A 19,319-nucleotide genomic window follows, 5' to 3' on the forward strand; every position below is an offset into this window, starting at 1 on the left:
CCCCTAAAGGTGATCCAACGGGAGCGAAGCCTAGTTCCGTTCGTATACGAACAGAAGCCCGAAAATGCGGCCGGGACTGGTGAGGGGTTGGGCTGGCGACCCTAAACTCACTGTCGTCCCTTGCGTTCGCAGGGACGACGGCGAATCTGTGGCACCGCCTCAACCCTTCGGCTGAATCCCGTCGCGCACGGCGCGGAAGCGGGTGAAGGCGGCCTGCCACTGGTCGCGCGGGGCGCTGGCGATGATGCGCAGCGAAGCGCCGCCGCTCGAGAAACGGATCCACTGCACCACGGTCACCGGCGTCTTGTCCTTGCCGATGACGCCGTCGATCCGGGTCTCGAAACCTTGCTGGCCGTTGATGCGGATCGGCTCCGACATGGTGACGCGGGATTCGCGCACGCCGGGGATCTGCAGCGCGGCCTCCTGGGCGAAGCGGGCGCGGTCCTCGGCGGCTTGCGGAGTTGCGCCGATCAGGCCGAGGATCATGAACGGCTTCGATTCATAGCCTGCGCTCTCATTGCCGTCGGCGAGGATAATGCTGGCGCCCGGCGCCAGCGTGCGGATGTCCTTGAAGTCGGCGAGATCGGTGATCTTGAACGGCATCAGCGCGATCTGCTCCTCGGCCGAGACCTGCCTGCGGGTGGTGGCGGTCGCGAACATCTGCCGCACCGCCTCGTCGGTGTAGATCTTGGTCGCATTCTCCGGGACCTGGACCGCGACATAGCCCGAGAAGCCGGCGCCCGGCACGATCATCGAATAGCGCTTCACCGGGGTGTCGCCGGCCTTGCCGGTCTCGGTGGTGAAATAGGCAAGGCCGGCGGGGGTCTCGACCTTGTCCTGCTTGACGCCGTTCGCTCCGGCCGGATTGGAATTGAAGGCGCTCACGACCTCGCCATAGGCGGCCGGCGGCAGCTCGGTGACCAGCACCTTGACGCTGCCGTCCTCGCTTTCGAAACCCGGAAAGGTCTTGGCCGTGTTGAGGCCGACCAGCGGCACCATGCCAAGACGCAAGCCGGGCGGAAACACGGCGTCGGCGGCGAGGACCGGAAGCGCGGAAGCGGCGAGAAGGGCGAGCGCGGCGAGGGGGCGGATCAGCTTCATGGGCACTCTGATTGGTTCACATTGAGGCCGTTCGATGGTCGGCCGCCGGGCCGCTTTGTCGCGCGGGGCGGCGTTGGCGGCTGCCTGGCCGGTCCGCCTTTTAGCGGGTTTGGGCTTGCGGCGACAGGGCGGACGGGCCCGCGGCAGAGGGGGCTTGCCGAAGCCCGAACCTGTTAATAATTCCTCACCCGCAAGTGCGGTGAAGTCCGGATATGATCTTCCAAAACCCGATGTTTTAGCCGCAGAAACGTAGCTTCGGTCCTTGCGGGCCCCTCCCCCCCTCCTATATGAGCCTCAATCATCGCAATATCGCGGATGTTTGATCTTAGGGGGTTTCGGTTTGGGTGCCTTCTGGGCCCAGCCAACCTGCCGCAAAAAGAAGGATATCAGGACCATGGGAAAGGTCATTGGGATCGACCTCGGCACCACGAATTCGTGCGTCGCCGTGATGGATGGCAAGAACGCCAAAGTCATCGAGAATTCCGAAGGCATGCGCACGACGCCCTCGATCGTCGCCGTCACGGACGACGGTGAGCGTCTCGTCGGCCAGCCGGCCAAGCGCCAGGCCGTTACCAATCCCGAGCGCACCTTCTTCGCAGTGAAGCGCCTCATCGGCCGCCGCTACGACGACCCGATGGTCGAGAAGGACAAGAAGCTCGTTCCCTACAAGATCGTGAAGGCTTCCAACGGCGACGCCTGGGTCGAGGCCGATGGCCAGACCTACTCGCCCTCGCAGGTCTCGGCGTTCATCTTGCAGAAGATGAAGGAGACCGCGGAAGCCCATCTCGGCCAGAAGGTCGACCAGGCCGTCATCACCGTTCCCGCCTACTTCAACGACGCCCAGCGCCAGGCGACCAAGGACGCCGGCAAGATCGCGGGCCTCGAGGTGCTGCGCATCATCAACGAGCCGACCGCGGCCGCGCTCGCCTACGGCCTCGACAAGACCAAGGCCGGCACGATCGCCGTCTACGACCTCGGCGGCGGCACGTTCGATATCTCCATCCTCGAAATCGGCGACGGCGTGTTCGAGGTGAAGTCGACCAACGGCGACACCTTCCTCGGCGGCGAAGATTTCGACATGCGCCTCGTGGGTTATCTCGCCGACGAATTCCAGAAGGAGCAGGGCATCAACCTGCGCAACGACAAGCTCGCACTTCAGCGCCTGAAGGAGGCCGCTGAAAAGGCCAAGATCGAGCTGTCTTCGACGACGCAGACCGAAATCAACCTGCCCTTCATCACCGCGGACCAGACCGGCCCGAAGCATCTGACGATGAAGCTCACCCGCGCCAAGTTCGAGGCGCTGGTCGACGACCTCGTGCAGAAGACCGTCGAGCCCTGCCGCAAGGCGCTGAAGGATGCCGGCGTGACCGCCGGTGAGATCGGCGAAGTCGTGCTGGTCGGCGGCATGTCGCGCATGCCGAAGGTCCAGGAAGTCGTCAAGCAGCTGTTCGGCAAGGAGCCGCACAAGGGCGTCAACCCGGACGAAGTCGTGGCGATCGGCGCTGCGATCCAGGCCGGCGTGCTCCAGGGCGACGTCAAGGACGTGCTGCTGCTCGACGTGACCCCGCTGTCGCTGGGCATCGAGACGCTGGGCGGCGTGTTCACCCGCATCATCGACCGCAACACCACGATCCCGACCAAGAAGAGCCAGGTGTTCTCGACCGCCGAGGATAACCAGAACGCGGTCACCATCCGCGTCTTCCAGGGCGAGCGTGAAATGGCGGCCGACAACAAGATGCTCGGTCAGTTCGACCTGATGGGCATTCCGCCGGCTCCGCGCGGCATGCCGCAGATCGAGGTGACCTTCGACATCGACGCCAACGGCATCGTCAACGTCTCGGCCAAGGATAAGGCTACCGGCAAGGAGCAGCAGATCCGCATCCAGGCCTCCGGCGGTCTGTCGGAAGCCGACATCGAGAAGATGGTCAAGGACGCCGAGGCCAATGCCGAGGCGGACAAGAAGCGCCGCGAGGCCGTCACCGCCAAGAACGAGGCCGATGGCCTGGTGCATTCGACCGAGAAGGCCCTGGCCGAGCACGGTTCGAAGGTGGCCGAGAGCGAGCGCCGCGCCATCGAGGACGCCGTCAGCGACCTCAAGGAAGCGCTGAAGGGCGACGACGCCGAGGCGATCAAGGCCAAGACCAACACGCTGGCCCAGGCTTCGATGAAGCTCGGCGAGGCCATGTACAAGCAGCAGGCGGAGGCCGACGCCAAGAAGGACGCGGCCAAGGACGACGTCGTCGACGCGGAATTCACCGAGGTCGACGACGACAAGAACAACAAGAAGTCCGCTTAAGCCCGAGAGGGTGATGATGCGGGCGACTTGGATCCCACGCGCACCAACGGCCTCCTCCCTCGCGGGGGAGGCCATGGTGTCGGGCTCTGCGGGACCGAGACCCGCAACGATCGATCAATTCCCAGCTGCTATGCTGAACGCCGTCGTGCCGGCTTCCGCCGCGAGGCGGAAGGGCGCTTATGTCGTCGCGCAGCGGCATCGTTTCGCTCCGACTTGATTCGCGATTGGATAGACCGAGCTCATCATGTCCACGTCCACCAAGCGCTGCTATTACGAGACTCTCGAAGTCGAACGTGACGCCGACGAATCCAAGCTGAAATCGTCGTTCCGCAAGCTGGCGATGAAGTTTCACCCCGATCGCAATCCCGGGGACGACACCAGCGAGATCAAGTTCAAGGAAATCAACGAGGCCTACGAGGTCCTGAAGGACAAGGACAAGCGCGCCGCCTATGACCGTTACGGCCATGCCGCTTTCGAGCAGGGCGGCGGCGGCGCCGGGTTCGGCGCGGGCTTCGCCTCCTCTTTCTCCGATATTTTCGAAGACCTGTTCGGCATGGCCGGGCAGCGCGGCCGCGGCGGCCGCGAGCGCGGCGCCGACCTGCGCTACAACATGGAAATCACGCTCGAGGAAGCCTTTGGCGGCAAGACCGCGCAAATCGAGATTCCGGTCTCGGTCACCTGCGAGGCCTGCTCCGGCATCGGCGCCAAGGCCGGCACCAAGCCGAAGACCTGCTCGACCTGTGGCGGCGCCGGCCGCGTGCGGCAGTCGCAGGGCTTCTTCACGCTGGAGCGGACCTGTCCGGGTTGCCAGGGCCGCGGCCAGATGATCGAGGATGCCTGTCCGTCCTGCTCGGGCCAGGGTCGCGTCACTCGCGAACGCACCTTGTCGGTCAACATCCCCCAGGGCGTCGAGGATGGCACCAGGATCAGGCTTGCCGGCGAAGGCGAGGCCGGGGTCCGCGGTGGCCCGCCCGGCGACCTCTACATCTTCCTGTCGCTGGCCCAGCACCAGTTCTTCCAGCGCGACGGTGCCGATCTGCATTGCCGTGTGCCGATCTCGATGGTGACGGCCGCCCTCGGCGGCGAGTTCGAGGTGCCGACCATCGACAAGGCCAAGGCCAAGGTGAAGGTGCCGGCGGGGACCCAGTCCAACCGCCGATTCCGCATTGCATCAAAAGGCATGCCGGTGCTGCGCTCGCGCCAGATGGGCGACATGTACGTTCAGGTCGTGGTCGAGACGCCGCAGAACCTCACCAAGAAGCAGCAGGAATTGCTGGCCGAGTTCGAAAAGCTGTCGTCCGGCAACACCCAGCCGGAATCCGAGGGCTTCTTCGCTAAGGTCAAGGATTTCTTCGGCAGTCGGGCGGGTTGACTTGGCTTGACCGTATCGCCTTCGGCCTATACGTCTTTATGACCATTTTCTGACACGCCGCGGTCCCGCGGTCCCGTCCGGTCCAGACATGCCATTGCCATCGTCCGCGCGTGCGTTGAAGAAGCCTCGTCTCGACGACGAGGTGCGCTTTCTCAGATCATGGATCGAAAAGCCGCTGCACATGGGCGCGGTCATGCCGTCGGGCAAGCTGCTGGCCCGGACCATGGCTCACTATGTCGATCCCGATTCCGACGCGCCCGTGGTCGAGCTCGGGCCCGGCACCGGTGCCATCACCTCCGCCCTGATCGAGCGCGGAATCGACCAGAAGCGTCTCGTTCTCGTCGAATACAATCCCGGCTTCTGCGCGCTGCTGCGCGACCGCTATCCGCAGGCCAAGGTGGTGCAGGGCGATGCCTATCGCCTGCGTGACACGCTCTGGAACGTGCTGAGCGCCCCCGCCTCCGCCGTCGTCTCCGGCCTGCCGCTCGTGACAAAGCCGATGCTGACGCGGCTGCGGCTGATCCGCGATGCCTTCACGGCGCTGGCGCCCGGCGCGCCGTTCATCCAGTTCACCTATGCGGTGGTGCCGCCGATCCCGAAATCGCTTCCCGGCGTGTCCACAGAGGCTTCGGAACGGATCTGGATGAACCTTCCGCCGGCCCGCGTCTGGGTGTATCGCAAGGACTAATTCCGCCGGCTTCCTTCTCTGCGCGGCGGGCTGGTTTCGCCGAACGTATGGAAGCAGATGTCCGCACCCAGGATCCTGATCGTTCCCGGCTCGCTGCGCACCGGCTCGCACAATGTGAAGCTGGCGGCGGTCATCGCCCATGAATTCGCCAGGACCGGCGTCGACGTCACCCGCATCTCGCTCGCCGATTTTCCGCTGCCGATCTACGACGGCGATCTCCAGGCCAAATCAGGCGTGCCCAAGCACGCGATCAATCTCAAGCGCATGATCGGCGCGCATCACGGCGTGCTGTTCGTCACGCCCGAATACAACGCCTCGGTGCCGCCGTTGCTCAAGAACGCGATCGACTGGGTCAGCCGCGTGCACGAGCTGCACGAGGCGCGCGGCGAGGTGTTCCGCAACCGCGCCTTCGCGCTCGCTGGCGCTTCGCAGAGCCGGCTCGGTGCGGCGCGCGCATTGCAGGCGCTCAGGCTGATCCTGACCTCCTGCCATGCCAATGTGATCGCCAGCCAGCTCACGCTCGCCTTTGCCGATCAGGCTTATGACGATATGGACAGGCTCAAGAACGAGGGCGATATCGCCGCGTTGAAGGAGCTGGTCGCGCAATTGATCGACATTTCCCAACGCATGATGTGAGGTGACATGACGCCAGCCGAGATCGCACCGAAGGACCGCCTGATCGTCGCGCTCGATCTGCCCAGCGTCGATGCCGCGCAGGCCATCATCGACCGTCTCGGCGACAGCGTCACCTTCTACAAGATCGGCTATCGGCTCGCTTATGCCGGCGGATTGCCGCTGGTCGGCAAGCTCGCCGACAAAGGCAAGAAGGTCTTCCTCGATCTCAAGCTGCATGACATCGGCAACACCGTGAAGCAGGGGGTCGAGAGCATCAGCAGGCTTGGCGCCACCTTCCTGACCGTGCACGCCTATCCGCAGACCATGAAGGGCGCGGTCGAAGGCCGCGGCAATTCGAGCCTGAAGATTCTCGCGGTCACGGTGCTGACCTCCTACAACGAGGACGACCTGCATGCGGCCGGCTACCGGCTCGGCGTCTCCGAGCTGGTCGAGGCCCGCGCGCAGCAGGCGCAGGTGCTCGGCATCGACGGCCTGGTCTCCTCGCCGGAGGAGGCCGGTGCGTTGCGCAAGATCGTCGGCCACCAGATGCACCTCGTCACGCCGGGCATCCGGCCGGCAGGTTCGGCAACCGGCGACCAGAAGCGCATCATGACGCCGGGCCGCGCGATCGCCGCCGGCGCCGATTACCTCGTCGTCGGACGGCCGATCGTGGAAGCCGCCGATCCCAGGGCCGTCGCGGACGCCATCCAGGCCGAGATTGCGCAGGCGCTCGGAGCATGATCCGGACCCGAAGGGCCGCGTTAGCGAAGAGTGTGAAGCGGTTTTCCGATCAGACCATGCTCAAATAGAAATGACCCCAACAACACAGGGAGAAGAACCAATGGCAAAGGGCTACTGGATCGGGCGCGTCGATGTGAGCAGCGACGAGGGCTACAAGCCCTACGCCGTCGCCAACGGTCCGATCTTCAAGAAATGGGGCGGCCGCTTCGTCGTCCGCGCCGGCAAGTTCACCACCGTCGAGGGCGCCAGCCGCACCCGCAACGTCGTGATCGAATTCCCGGACTACGAGACAGCGCTCGCCTGCTACAACTCGCCGGAATACCAGGCCAACATCAAGGTGCGCCAGCCGCACTCGGTCGCCGATCTCATCATCATCGAAGGTTACGACGGCCCGCAGCCGCAGGACGGCTGAGGCGCCCTCGGGGCCTGCATGGTTCGAGACGCCCGCTCGCGCGGGCTCCTCACCATGAGGGTTCTGATATCTCGCCGCGAAACGAGACCTCATCCTGAGGGCCCGCCGGAGGCGGGCGTCTCTAAGGATGGCCGCAGGCGACCTGCCTGCCCCCCTCGGTTGCCGGAACTGCCTCCCCCCGCTACAAGTGCGGCGAAGAGGATCACACCATGTCCGACATGCGCTTGATTGTTGCTGGGGCCGGCGGCCGGATGGGTCGCGCGCTGGTGCGGGCGATTTCCGAGAGCAAAGGCGCGGTGCTGGCCGGCGCGCTGGAGGCCCCCGGCTCGGAGCTGCTCGGCAAGGATTCCGGCGTGCTCGCCGGCCTGCCGGCCAACGACATCAAGCTCTCGGCCGATCTCTGGGCGATGTCGAAGGAGGCCGACGGCATCCTCGATTTTACCGTGCCGGCCGCGACCATCGCCAATGTCGCGATCGCCGCCGAGCGGGGAATCGTCCATGTCGTCGGCACCACCGGGCTGTCGATGTCCGACAACGCCGTGATCAAGAGCGTCACCAACCGCGCCGTTGTGGTGCAGTCCGGCAATATGAGCCTCGGCGTCAACCTGCTGGCCGCCGTGGTCAAGCGCGTCGCCAAGGCGCTCGACCAGAGTTTTGACATCGAGATCGTCGAGACCCATCACCGCATGAAGGTCGATGCCCCCTCCGGCACCGCGCTGATGCTGGGCCAGGCCGCAGCGGCCGGACGCGGCGTCAGCCTCGACGAGCATTCCGAGCGTGGCCGCGACGGCATCACCGGCGCGCGCAGGCCGGGCAATATCGGTTTCGCCTCCTTGCGCGGCGGCACCGTCGCCGGCGATCACAGCGTCACCTTCCTTGGGTCCTTCGAGCGCCTGACGCTGTCGCATCAGGCCGAGGACCGTATGCTGTTCGCCCATGGCGCGCTCAAGGCAGCGCTGTGGGCGCATGGCAGGGCGCCGGGGCATTACTCCATGGCCGACGTGCTCGGCCTGTCCGACATCTGAACCGGAGCCGAAGGCCGCGTCAGCGCAAAGTGTGAAGCGGTTTTCCGATCAGATCATGCTCAAACAACAACCGTAACGGAAAGCAGTCAATGAGCGAACGTCTTCTCGTGCTCGTGCGCCACGGCCAGAGCGAATGGAATCTGAAGAACCTGTTCACCGGCTGGAAGGATCCCGATCTCACCGAGCTCGGCGTGAAGGAAGCCACGGAAGCCGGCCGCAAGCTGAAGGCGCAGGGACTCGTGTTCGACGTGGCCTTCACCTCGGTGCTCACGCGCGCGCAACACACGCTCGACATCATCCTCAACGAGCTCGGCCAGACCGGTCTGCCGACCTCGAAGAACCTCGCGCTGAACGAGCGCGATTACGGCGATCTCTCCGGCCTCAACAAGGATGACGCCCGCAAGAAATGGGGCGAGGAGCAGGTGCTGATCTGGCGCCGCTCCTACGACGTGCCGCCGCCCGGCGGCGAAAGCCTGAAGGACACGCTGGCGCGCGCGCTGCCCTATTACGTGCAGGAGATCCTGCCCGGCGTGCTCAACGGCAAGCGCACGCTGGTCGCCGCCCATGGCAATTCGCTGCGTGCGCTGATCATGGTGCTGGAGAAGCTCTCGCCCGAAGGCATTTTGAAGCGCGAGCTCGCCACCGGCGTGCCGATCATCTACCGCCTCAATGCGGATTCGACGGTGGCCTCCAAGCTGGATCTGGCGGACTGATAGACGCCGTCATTCCGGGGCGCCCGTAGGGCGAACTATGGTGCGCAATTGCGCACCTGAGAAACTCGAGGTTCCGGGTTCGATGCTTCGCATCGCCCCGGAACGACATTGAATGAATCACTGCAGCCCCAGCTGCCCGGCTTCCCAGCCCAGCATCGCCTGCTTGCGGGTGATGCCCCAATGATAGCCGGTGAGGGTGCCGCTCTTGCCGAGCGCGCGGTGGCAGGGCACGACGAATGAGACCGGGTTCTTGCCGACCGCCGCACCGACGGCGCGCGAGGCCTTCGGGCTGTTGATGTTGCAGGCGATGTCGGAATAGGACACCGCGCGGCCCATCGGGATTTTCAGCAGCGTCTCCCACACCCGCACCTCGAAGTCGGTGCCGATCATCACCACGCGCAGCGGCTGGTCCGGCCGCCACAGCCTGGTGTCGAAGATGCGCGCCGCCAGCGGCGCGGTGCCTTCGTGATCCTCGACATAGGTCGCGTTCGGCCAGCGCCGCGTCATGTCGGCGAGCGCGATCTTCTCCTCGCCGTGGTCGGCAAAGGCGAGCCCCGACAGGCCGCGATCGGTCGCGATCACGATCGCGGTGCCGAACGGGGAGGGATGAAAGCCGTAGCGCAAGGTGAGACCGGCGCCGCCGTTCTTCCATTCGCCCGGCGACATCGCTTCGTGCGTGACGAAGAGATCGTGCAGCCGGCCCGGGCCCGACAGGCCGGAATCCAGCGCGGCGTCGAGAATGCTGGCGGAGTCCCGCAGCAGGCCCTTGGCGTGGTCGAGCGTCAGCGCCTGCATGAAGGCCTTTGGCGTGATCGAGGCCCAGCGGCGGAACAGATGGTGCAGCTCATCCGGCGTGACGCCGGCCGCGTCGGCCATCGCCTCGATGGTCGGCTGCGCGCGCCAGTTTTCCGAGATGAAGGCGATCGCCCGGCGCACCGAATCATAGTCGCGCAGCGCGGCGTTCTGGGGGCCCGGCTTGGTCAGGCGCTGGTCATGTATGGCGAGTGTCATCATGGCCGGAAATGTAGGAGAGGGGCGGGTGGGAAACCACCCGATTTCCGATGCGACATCAACGGATCGGATTGTAGGTCGGCCCGCGCCTGGCGGCATTGAGCGCTTCAATCAAGCCTTTGTAAAAACTTGCTTTTTCCTCTGGTCCCAGAAACTTCGCGATCTGGATCTGGCGGCCGCGCGAGATCAGATAGAGATGCTCGATGCCGAAGTCCTCGTCGACCTCCAGATCGATCCGGACCCAGAGCGGATTGAACGTCCATTCGGCGACCTGGCCGCGATGGCTGATACGCTTCACGCGTAGTTCGGAGGTGGTGACCGTAATCTCCTCACGGGCGCGGGCGGTGCGGAAATTGGCCTTGAAGGCCCACCACACCACGAGCACGTCGAGGCCGAAGAAGCCGAGCACCGGCCAGGCCCCCTTCATCAGGAAGGCGAGGCCCGTGGCAAAGCTGACCACGCTCAGGAACAGCATCACGGCGAGGAAGCCGGTGCGGTTCAGCGAGCGGTGCGGCGTCAGCAGCGCAGAGAAGATCTGCACCTCGCGCGGATCGGGATCGCTGTGCTCAATTTCGTTGCCTGCGCTCATCGTCCGTCAGTATATCCCGATCATGGCGAAAATCACCCGCAAGCCGGCCCCGCACAAAGCGCCCGTGCCCAAGCAGAAGGCAAAGGCCGTCGCAGCGAAGCCCAAGCCCGTCAAGACCAAGCCCATCAAGACATCGGCTCCGGCGAAAAAATCGCTCAAGGCCACCAAGCCCAATTCCTCAAGACCCTGGACGCCGGCCGAGGTCTACGACGCCTTCAGCCGCTTCCGCAAAGCCAATCCGGAGCCGAAAGGGGAGCTCGAGCACGTCAATCCGTTCACGCTGCTGGTCGCCGTGGTGCTGTCGGCGCAGGCGACCGATGCCGGCGTCAACAAGGCCACGCGCGCTCTGTTCGAGGTCGCCGATACCCCGCAGAAGATGCTCGACCTCGGCGAGGAGCGCTTGCGCGACTACATCAAGACCATCGGCCTCTACCGCACCAAGGCGAGGAACGTGATCGCGTTGTCGGCAAAGCTGCTCAGCGAGTTCGGCGGCGAGGTGCCGCGCACGCGAGCCGGGATCGAGTCGCTGCCCGGCGCCGGCCGCAAGACCGCCAACGTCGTGCTCAACATGGCCTTCGGCGAGCATACCATGGCGGTCGACACACACGTCTTCCGCGTCGGCAACCGCACCGGGCTGGCGCCCGGCAAGACGCCGCTGGAGGTCGAGCTTGGTCTGGAAAAGGTGATCCCGGCCGCGTTCATGCTGCATGCCCATCATTGGCTGATCCTGCACGGCCGCTACACCTGCCTCGCCCGCAAGCCGCGCTGCGAGGTCTGCCTGATCAACGATCTCTGCCGCTGGCCGGAGAAGACGGTCTGAGCGACGGCGCCGTTACCGCATCTGCCGCGCCGGCGCGATCAGCTCCGGCCGCGGGCCCGACAGCCGCTTGTGCATGTGGACCATGAAGGCCATGGCGAAGATCGGCGTCGCCAGATTGACGATCGGGATCGAGACGAAGGCGGCGATGAACAGGCCGGCGGTGAAGATGGTCGCGGCATTGTCGCGTCGCATCGCCTTGGCTTCCTCCGGCGGGCGGAAGCGCATCGCCGCGAGCTCGAAATATTCGCGACCGAGGAGCCAGGCCGTGGCGAGGAAGAAGATCAGAAAGCCGGCACCGGCGAACAGCACCAGCGGCAGCGCGGCGAGATAGATCAAAATCGTCAGCAGCGCGGTCTTGATGCCCTCGAGCATGGCCTGGCTGATAGGCAGCGCGACGCCCGGTTGCTCGGCTGGGTAATGCTCGCGCTCGACGATGTCCGCGACGTCGTCGACGAACAGGCTCGCCACCAGCGAGGTGATCGCGGGCATCAGGAAGATGCCGCCGAACACGACGCCGAGGCCCGCTGCGATCGAAACGATCCAGGAGAGGATTTCGATGGACGAATGCCAGCCGGGTCCGAGCAATTCCTCCAGCCAGACCGCCCCGGAGGTTGCGAACCAGCTGAGCAGCCGCTGCAGGCCAATCGCCAGCACGATGATCAGCACCAGCGCCAGCCCGATCGATCGCCATAAGATCGAGCGCATCGGCGGCGAGATCATTTGCGACAGCGCCTTGATGGCGGCATCCAGCATGGGAGATCCTCTGAGGTCAACACTGCGCGAGAGGTAGAGACCGAATGCGGCTTCGGCAAGGGCGGGGGCTGCCCTCGGCCGCGAATGCGGCGCGAGCTCTTGCTTACCCTCCCCTGGAGGGGGAGGGTCGGCTCACATTGAGCGCAGCGAAATGTGAGACGGGGTGGGGTGATCTCTCCCCACGGGCACTGTTCGACGCGGAGAGACTGTCACCCCACCCCGCCCGCGCTGCGCGCGATCGACCCTCCCCCTCCAGGGGAGGGTAAGAGCCGCTACTCTCTCCTAGAGCAGCCTAGTCATGCCGGTGTCCGTGCTTCCGTCCTTTCGCCGGCTTCCCATCCCCGGTCGGGATCATCACCACGCGACCGTAGCGGACGCCGCGTTCGGCGATGATGTGGTCGGCGAAATGCTTGACCTCATCCGCCGACCCCTTCAGCGCCGTCATCTCCATGCAATTGTTGTCGTCGAGATGGACGTGCAGGGTCGCCAGCGCGAGGTCGTGATGGCCGTGGAATTCCTGCACCAGCCGTTTCGACAGATCGCGGGCGGCGTGATCGTAGACATAGACGAGACCGGCGACGCATTGGCCGGTCTGCGCGGTGTCCTCGGTGCTCTGCTGCAGCCCGGCGCGCGCGAGGTCGCGGATGATCTCGGAGCGATTCTGATAGCCGCGCGCTGCCGCCGCCGCGTCGATCTCCGCCAACAGATCGTCCTCGATCGTGATCGTAATTCGCTGCATCGGATCTTCTCCGCGCGTCCTGTCTGCCTCTTGTCAACCGTAGCCCGGATGGAGCGAAGCGCAATCCGGGACGGCGCGAATATGGGACCAGGCCCCCGGATATTGCTTGCGCTCCATCCGGGCTACGCAGGTAACCCTACAGCTGCGTTGCGCGCAAGCGCAGCGCATTACCGACCACGCTCACCGAGGACAGCGCCATCGCCGCCGCGGCGATGATCGGCGAGAGCAGCAGGCCGAAGGTCGGGTAAAGGATACCGGCCGCGATCGGAATGCCGGCGGCATTGTAGATGAAGGCGAAGAACAGGTTCTGGCGGATGTTGCTCATGGTCGCCTGCGACAGCTTTCGGGCGCGGACGATGCCGACGAGATCGCCCTTGAGCAGGGTCACGCCCGCGCTCTCCATCGCGACATCCGTGCCGGTGCCCATGGCGATGCCGACTTCGGCGGCGGCCAGCGCCGGCGCGTCGTTGACGCCGTCGCCGGCCATCGCGACGATGCGGCCGGCCTTTTGCAGCTTGGTCACCACCGCGCTCTTCTGGTCCGGCAGCACCTCGGCCTCGACCTCGGCGATGCCGAGCCGGCGCGCCACCGCCTCGGCCGTGGTGCGGTTGTCGCCGGTCAGCATGATCACCTTGATGCCTTCGGCAGCTAGCGCCCTCAACGCCTCCGGGGTCGAGGCCTTGACCGGATCGGCGATCGCGAACAGCCCGGCAAGCCGGCCGTTGACGGCCATGTTGATCACGGTGGCTCCGTCCTGGCGCAGCCGCTCGGCCTCGGCGTCGAGCGCATTGGTGTCGATTCCGATCGAGACGAGATATCTGGCGTTGCCGAGCACGATGGTCTTGTCCTCGACCTTGCCGGTGGCGCCCTTGCCGGTCGGCGAGTCGAAGTGCTCGACCTGGCCGAGCGCAAGCTGCTTCTCCTTCGCTGCACGCATGATCGCGTCAGCCAGGGGATGCTCGCTGGCCCGCTCGACGCTGGCCGCAAGCCGCAGGATGTCGTTTTCCGCAAAGCCGGCTGCCGGCACGATCGCGACCACCTTGGGCTTGCCCTCGGTCAGCGTGCCTGTTTTGTCGACCACCAGCGTGTCGATCTTCTCCATCCGCTCCAGCGCCTCGGCGTTCTTGATCAGTACGCCGCCTTGCGCACCGCGGCCGACGCCGACCATGATCGACATCGGCGTCGCCAGGCCCAGCGCACAGGGGCAGGCGATGATCAGCACGCTGACGGCGGCGACGAGACCGAAGGCGAGCCGCGGCTCCGGCCCGAACCAGGCCCAGGCGGCGAAGGCCGCCAGGGCGACGACGATCACGGCGGGCACGAACCAGCCGGCGACCTGATCGGCCAGGCGCTGGATCGGCGCGCGCGAGCGCTGCGCGTCCGCGACCATCTGCACGATCTGCGACAGCAGCGTCTCGCGCCCGACCTTGTCGGCGCGCATCACGAAGCTGCCCGACTGGTTCAGCGTGCCGGCAATGACCTTTGCGCCGGTTTCCTTGGTGACGGGCATGGATTCCCCCGTCACCAGGGATTCGTCGAGCGAGGAGCGTCCCTCGAGAATGACGCCGTCGACCGGCACCTTCTCGCCGGGACGAACGCGCAAGCGGTCGCCGGCATGGAGGCTATCGATCTCGACCTCGTGCTCGCTGCCATCGGCATCGACGCGTCGGGCGGTCTTCGGCGCCAGCTGAAGCAGCGCCTTGATCGCGCCCGAGGTGGCATCACGCGCACGCAGCTCCAGCACCTGGCCGAGCAGCACCAGCACGGTGATGACGGCGGCGGCTTCGAAATAGACTGCGACCGCACCTCCATGGGCGCGGAACGTGGCGGGGAAGATCTGCGGCGTGACGGTGCCGAGGACGCTGTAGACATAGGCAACGCCCGTGCCCATCGCGATCAGCGTAAACATGTTGAGGTTGCGCGTCAGCAGCGATTGCCAGCCGCGGACGAAGAACGGCCAGCCGGCCCACAGCACCACCGGCGTGGCGAAGGCGAGCTGGATCCAGTTCGACAGCGTCGGGTCGATCCAATTGTGCGGGCCGGCGAGATGGCCGCCCATCTCCAGCACCACAGCCGGCAGCGACAGCACGCCGCCGATCCAGAACCGCCGTGTCATGTCGGCGAGCTCGGGATTGGGCCCGGTCTCCAGGCTGGCGAGCTCCGGCTCCAGCGCCATGCCGCAGATCGGGCAGCTGCCGGGACCGACCTGGCGGATCTCGGGGTGCATCGGGCAGGTGTAGATCGTGCCCGCGGGCATCTCGGGCTCGGGTGTCTTTTCCTTGGCGAGATATTTGGCGGGATCGGCCGCGAATTTGGTGTGGCAGCCGGCCGAGCAGAAATGGAAGGTCTCGCCGTGATGAGTGAGCTGGTGCTTCGAGGTCGCGGGGTCGACGCTCATGCCGCAGACGGGATCCTTGACCTTCGTGGCGCCCTCGCCAGCGTCATGCGCGTGATGATGAGCGTGGCCGCCGCAGCAGGAGGACGCCGGCGGCTTGGCAGCTTCCGTCTTGGCCGCTTCCGTCTTGGCGGAACACCCGCATCCGGAATGTCCGCCCGCGTCGTGATGATGCCCGTGTTCTTTCATAGCCCTGCTCCGGCGCCTGTATCCGGGTCTTGCAACCCATACCCGGTAGGGGTATATAGACCGCATGCGCAAGGACATCAAGGCATCTGTCGGAAAACGCCTCGGCCGGATCGAGGGCCAGGTTCGCGGCCTCTCGAAAATGGTAGAGGATGACCGCTACTGCATCGACATCGTGACGCAGATCTCGGCGGTACGGGCCGCGCTGCGCCGGGTCGAGGAGGAGATCCTGAAGGATCACGTCGCCCATTGCGTCGAGCACGCCATCGCGAGCGGCGACAAGGCCGATCAACGCGCGAAGATTGCAGAGCTGATGGCGGTGATCGGACGGGCGGAGCGGTAGATCGCGCTCTCTCCATCGTCATTGCGAGCGCAGCGAAGCGATCCAGAATACTCCCGCGGGCAGTCTGGATTGCCTCGTCGCAAGAGCTCCTCGCAATGACGGAGAGAGCGAAATTTCCCCGCAAGTTGTCCCGGCCTTCGCCAGGACGACGGCGGATCTAAGCCGCCATCGCCCGCGTCCGTGCGCGATACGTTGCGAGGTCGCTGAGCTGCACGAAATGCTCCGAGAAACTGGCGCCCATCTCCGCAAGCCGCACGCTCACTTCCTCAGCGGGAATTTCAGCCGACGCCTCTTCGTCAATCGCTTCAGGAACGAGCGGCGGCGCCAAGAGCGCTTCTGGAAACACACCGAATGTGCCCGCTACCTCCTCGAGCGGCTTCTGCTTGTCGGCCCAGTGCAGCGCGGTGTAGTCGAACCCGTGCACGATGGTGGGTTTGACGACTTCGAAATAGGGCGAGATGTCGAAGTCGCGGGGCATGTAGAGCGATGAATCGCGGATGTGCAGGATCTCGCGGCGCGCGGCGCGGCTGCCGGCCTTGGTGATCTTCGGCAGGATCGGGTAACGCACGGCATCGAACGCCTGCGCGATCAGCGCCGAGCAGATGATCTTGGTCGGATCGCCCGAGCCGATCGCGATCATGCGACGCCGCCAGCGCTGCGGTATCGGCATCGGAAACAGATAACGCATCAAGTCGACGATGTTCTTGGTGTCGTAGCCGAAGCCGATACGGTTGATCGCATAGCGGCAGACCGTGGTGCGATCCTCATAGGACAGCCCGACCGGGCGGCAGAGGCGGGTGTGATACGGAAAATATTTCGACAGCGGCGCAGAGGTGACGCCTTCGCCGATATTGGCCTCGATCAGCACATGCGGCTCGCCGTCGGGCTCCGCGGCGCCTTCGACCGGGCCGACATAGAGCGCGGCATGCGACCAGGTCGACTGGGTCAAATACTTGATGATGCCGGAGATGCGGTTGTTGCCTTCGACCAGCAGCACGTCACCGGGCTCGATGACGCCGCGCAGGTGCTCCGGGTCGCTCGGCGTGAACGGCTCGTAGCCCGGCACCTCCTTGGAGAGGTACGCGGCAATCAACTTGCCGACTGAATCCAGGACCGTCCCCATGTCGAACTCCCCCCACGGCCTTTCCCGGCCGTCTTTTTCCCTTCTCTATCATGGTCGAAACGTCTTGCAATTCGGTTCATCACTCCGTGAGGTCAAGCACGATTGATTCACCATGATGGTTGCCGTGCAACATCAGATGCGGCAAGGTTCGCTGACTGTTCCCGTCCGCCGCAAGTCCTCGGAAACCATGACATGACAATCACGCGCCGCGGTTTCCTTGTCGCGTCGGCGGCTCTTGCCACGGTGCCGGCCCTGCGCGCCAACGCGGCCAGCCTGCCACGCGAGGCCGACATCGTCGTGGTCGGAGCCGGGGCTGCGGGAATCGCTGCGGCGCGACGCATCATGGCGACGGGCCGCAAGGTGATCGTGGTCGAAGCGGCGTCCCGGATCGGCGGCCGCTGTCTCACCGATACCATCACTTTCGACATGCCGTTCGACCGCGGTGCACGCTGGATGTACAATCCAGATACCAATCCGATGATCCGGCTGGCGCGCAATGCCGGGCTCGACGTGCTGCCGGCGCCGTCCGGCCAGAAGATGCGCATCGGCCGCCGCAACGCGCGTGCGGGCGAAACCGAGCAGTTCCTGGCGGCGCTGGTGCGCGCCAACCGCGCCATCGACGAGGCGGCGCGCGGCAAGCTGGATACGTCCTGCGCGTCTGTGCTGCCGAAGGATCTCGGCGATTGGGCTGGCGCGGCCGAGTTCTTGCTGGGCGCGGGCTTCGCCGGCAAAGACCTGAAGGAGCTGTCGGCGATCGACAAGGGGCGCGCGCAGGACCGCAACGCGGCGATCGCCTGCCGTCAGGGCCTCGGCACGCTGATCGCCAAGCTCGGCGAGCAGGCGCCGGTGGTGCTGTCGACGCCGGCGAGCCGAATCGCCTGGAGCAACCGTGACGTCAGCGTGGAGACGCAAGCCGGCAAGATCGCCGCGCGCGCCGTCGTCGTCACGGTCTCGACCAACGTGCTGACATCGGGCGCGATCAAGTTCACCCCCGACATTCCCAAGCGCACGCTGGACGCAGCGGCAAAGCTCGGCCTCGGCAGCTACGATCGCATCATGCTGCAATTGCCGGGTAACCCGCTCGGCCTGTTGCGCGACGATATCCTGATCGAGCAAAGCAGCTCGACGCGCACGGGGCTGATGTTCGCCAATATCGGCGGTTCCTCGCTCTGCTCTATCGATGTCGGTGGCGCGTTCGGCCGCGAGCTTTCCGAGCAGGGCGAGAAGGCGATGGAAGCCTTTGCCAGGGAATGGATCACAAAACTGTTCGGCAGCGAAGCTGCTTCCGCCGTGCAGAAGACCAGCGCCACGCGCTGGAACGCATCGCCTTACGTGATGGGCGCGATGTCGGCGGCCTCCCCCGGCGGCCAGCTCTCGCGAAAGGTTTTGGCGGAGCCGATCGGCAACGTGTTCCTTGCCGGCGAAGCCACCCATGAGACGCTGTGGGGCACCGTCGACGGCGCCTGGGACAGCGGCGAGCGCGCCGCGGACGCGGCCTTGCGCAAGATCGGCGCGCTCAAGGACGACCCCGCCGACGTGCCGACGCAGTCGACGAAGAAGCGCAGAGCGCCGCGGCAGCAGGGCAATTAAGCCCGCTACGGCGGAGCTTATCGGCGCAACACCCCATCCAATGCGGGCAATCCAAAAATCACCGCCATCGCGATCAGCGCGTAGCAGATGCCGCGGAACACTTTTTCGCTGGCGCGTCCGAACAGCGAGGCGCCGAATGCGACGCCGGCCGCATAGACCGGGCCGACGATCAGCGCCAGCGCCAGCGCTTCGCGGCTGATCAGGCCGGTGGCCGCGTAACTGATCATCGAGAACAAATCGGAGGCGCCGAAGAACAGCATGATGTTGGCGCGCGCGACCATCGGCGCGATCGGACGACCGAGCCAGTAGCCGACGATCGGCGGGCCGCCAGTCTGAGCGAGACCGCTGCAGAAGCCGGACAGCCCGCCGATGCCGACCGAGAGCCAGGCGTGGTCCTTGCCGCGATAGCGCCAGCCCGACAGCAGCAGAAGCAGCAGAGCGGCGACGAAGCAGGAGATGATCCAGCGCGTGGTGACGGGCTCGAGCACGCTGAGGAAATAGGTGCCCGCGGGCACGCCGACCAGCGCGCCCAGCACGATCACCGCGGTGGCCTTGCGGTCGGCCTTGCGCCATGCGTCGGGCAGGAGCGGCGCGGCCGAGACGAAATCGATGACGAGCAGGAGTGCCGCGACCAGCCGCGGCGCGGCGATGCTGCTCGCCAGCGGCATGAAGATCAGCGCCGCGCCGAAGCCGGAGAAGCCGCGTGCGGTGCCCGAAACGAAAGCGACGGCGCAAAGCGCCATCGCAATGCTGAGGCTGACGTCTTTCGGGAGAAAGTCAGCAAGGGTCATGTTTTCCATTCTGGAG

General features: G+C 65.6%; 19 protein-coding genes. 11 read left to right on the plus strand and 8 right to left on the minus strand.

The window, feature by feature from the left end:
- Window positions 1–159: 159 nt before the first annotated feature.
- A complete protein-coding gene (locus K410_RS0103450; RefSeq protein ID WP_028133545.1) occupies window positions 160–1,101 on the minus strand; it encodes a hypothetical protein in 942 nt (313 codons plus the stop codon).
- Between the two features lie 394 nt (window positions 1,102–1,495).
- Here K410_RS0103450 and dnaK point away from each other — a divergent pair, with 394 nt between their 5' ends.
- The 8 genes from dnaK (at window position 1,496) to K410_RS0103490 (ending at window position 8,963) form a co-directional block, all read left to right on the plus strand.
- Window positions 1,496–3,397: a molecular chaperone DnaK gene (gene dnaK, locus K410_RS0103455; RefSeq protein ID WP_028133546.1), complete on the plus strand. Its 1,902-nt coding sequence runs from the start codon at window positions 1,496–1,498 to the stop codon at window positions 3,395–3,397.
- A 244-nt stretch (window positions 3,398–3,641) separates the two neighbouring features.
- Window positions 3,642–4,769: a molecular chaperone DnaJ gene (gene dnaJ, locus K410_RS0103460; RefSeq protein WP_028133547.1), complete on the plus strand. Its 1,128-nt coding sequence runs from the start codon at window positions 3,642–3,644 to the stop codon at window positions 4,767–4,769.
- 88 nt (window positions 4,770–4,857) lie between these two features.
- Window positions 4,858–5,457 carry a class I SAM-dependent methyltransferase gene (locus tag K410_RS0103465; RefSeq protein ID WP_028133548.1) on the plus strand — a complete coding sequence of 200 codons (600 nt, stop codon included), beginning with the start codon at window positions 4,858–4,860 and terminating at the stop codon, window positions 5,455–5,457.
- A gap of 57 nt (window positions 5,458–5,514) precedes the next feature.
- The gene (locus K410_RS0103470; protein ID WP_028133549.1) at window positions 5,515–6,093 is read left to right on the plus strand and encodes an NADPH-dependent FMN reductase; all 579 of its coding nucleotides are present in this window, start codon (window positions 5,515–5,517) and stop codon (window positions 6,091–6,093) included.
- A gap of 6 nt (window positions 6,094–6,099) precedes the next feature.
- Window positions 6,100–6,813, plus strand: coding sequence for an orotidine-5'-phosphate decarboxylase (pyrF, locus tag K410_RS0103475; protein ID WP_028133550.1), 714 nt, complete (start codon window positions 6,100–6,102; stop codon window positions 6,811–6,813).
- Between the two features lie 100 nt (window positions 6,814–6,913).
- Window positions 6,914–7,225 (plus strand): DUF1330 domain-containing protein, encoded by a 312-nt coding sequence (locus tag K410_RS0103480; RefSeq protein WP_028133551.1) that lies wholly within the window; start codon window positions 6,914–6,916, stop codon window positions 7,223–7,225.
- A gap of 209 nt (window positions 7,226–7,434) precedes the next feature.
- Window positions 7,435–8,250, plus strand: coding sequence for a 4-hydroxy-tetrahydrodipicolinate reductase (gene dapB / locus K410_RS0103485; RefSeq protein WP_028133552.1), 816 nt, complete (start codon window positions 7,435–7,437; stop codon window positions 8,248–8,250).
- An 89-nt stretch (window positions 8,251–8,339) separates the two neighbouring features.
- Window positions 8,340–8,963 carry a 2,3-bisphosphoglycerate-dependent phosphoglycerate mutase gene (locus K410_RS0103490; protein ID WP_028133553.1) on the plus strand — a complete coding sequence of 208 codons (624 nt, stop codon included), beginning with the start codon at window positions 8,340–8,342 and terminating at the stop codon, window positions 8,961–8,963.
- Between the two features lie 117 nt (window positions 8,964–9,080).
- Here the strand turns inward: K410_RS0103490 and K410_RS0103495 are convergent, their stop codons facing one another.
- Window positions 9,081–9,977: a methylated-DNA--[protein]-cysteine S-methyltransferase gene (locus tag K410_RS0103495; protein WP_028133554.1), complete on the minus strand. Its 897-nt coding sequence runs from the start codon at window positions 9,975–9,977 to the stop codon at window positions 9,081–9,083.
- Between the two features lie 55 nt (window positions 9,978–10,032).
- Window positions 10,033–10,563 carry a DUF2244 domain-containing protein gene (locus tag K410_RS0103500; RefSeq protein WP_028133555.1) on the minus strand — a complete coding sequence of 177 codons (531 nt, stop codon included), beginning with the start codon at window positions 10,561–10,563 and terminating at the stop codon, window positions 10,033–10,035.
- A gap of 22 nt (window positions 10,564–10,585) precedes the next feature.
- On the opposite strand from K410_RS0103500, the gene nth reads away from it, so the two are divergent.
- On the plus strand, window positions 10,586–11,383 hold the full coding sequence (nth, locus tag K410_RS0103505) for an endonuclease III (RefSeq protein WP_028133556.1): 798 nt from the start codon (window positions 10,586–10,588) through the stop codon (window positions 11,381–11,383).
- 12 nt (window positions 11,384–11,395) lie between these two features.
- Here nth and K410_RS0103510 read toward each other — a convergent pair whose 3' ends face one another.
- The 3 genes from K410_RS0103510 to K410_RS0103520 form a co-directional block, all read right to left on the minus strand.
- Window positions 11,396–12,136, minus strand: a complete 741-nt coding sequence (locus K410_RS0103510; RefSeq protein ID WP_028133557.1) for a sulfate transporter family protein — start codon at window positions 12,134–12,136, stop codon at window positions 11,396–11,398.
- 292 nt (window positions 12,137–12,428) lie between these two features.
- Window positions 12,429–12,875 carry a nickel-responsive transcriptional regulator NikR gene (nikR, locus tag K410_RS0103515; RefSeq protein WP_028133558.1) on the minus strand — a complete coding sequence of 149 codons (447 nt, stop codon included), beginning with the start codon at window positions 12,873–12,875 and terminating at the stop codon, window positions 12,429–12,431.
- Window positions 12,876–13,011: 136 nt separating this feature from the next.
- A complete protein-coding gene (locus tag K410_RS0103520) occupies window positions 13,012–15,459 on the minus strand; it encodes a heavy metal translocating P-type ATPase (RefSeq protein WP_028133559.1) in 2,448 nt (815 codons plus the stop codon).
- A 64-nt stretch (window positions 15,460–15,523) separates the two neighbouring features.
- Between K410_RS0103520 and K410_RS0103525 the strand changes: the two genes are divergently transcribed.
- A complete protein-coding gene (locus K410_RS0103525) occupies window positions 15,524–15,799 on the plus strand; it encodes a metal-sensitive transcriptional regulator (protein ID WP_028133560.1) in 276 nt (91 codons plus the stop codon).
- A gap of 157 nt (window positions 15,800–15,956) precedes the next feature.
- Here the strand turns inward: K410_RS0103525 and K410_RS0103530 are convergent, their stop codons facing one another.
- Complete coding sequence (locus K410_RS0103530) at window positions 15,957–16,922, minus strand: YiiX/YebB-like N1pC/P60 family cysteine hydrolase (protein ID WP_028133561.1); 966 nt, start codon at window positions 16,920–16,922, stop codon at window positions 15,957–15,959.
- Window positions 16,923–17,114: 192 nt separating this feature from the next.
- Here K410_RS0103530 and K410_RS0103535 point away from each other — a divergent pair, with 192 nt between their 5' ends.
- A complete protein-coding gene (locus tag K410_RS0103535) occupies window positions 17,115–18,512 on the plus strand; it encodes a flavin monoamine oxidase family protein (protein ID WP_028133562.1) in 1,398 nt (465 codons plus the stop codon).
- 17 nt (window positions 18,513–18,529) lie between these two features.
- Here the strand turns inward: K410_RS0103535 and K410_RS0103540 are convergent, their stop codons facing one another.
- The gene (locus tag K410_RS0103540; protein WP_028133563.1) at window positions 18,530–19,303 is read right to left on the minus strand and encodes a sulfite exporter TauE/SafE family protein; all 774 of its coding nucleotides are present in this window, start codon (window positions 19,301–19,303) and stop codon (window positions 18,530–18,532) included.
- Between the last annotated feature and the right edge of the window lie 16 nt (window positions 19,304–19,319).

This window comes from Bradyrhizobium sp. 22 (genome assembly GCF_000482425.1).
Taxonomy (GTDB): Bacteria; Pseudomonadota; Alphaproteobacteria; order Rhizobiales; family Xanthobacteraceae; genus Bradyrhizobium; species Bradyrhizobium japonicum_B.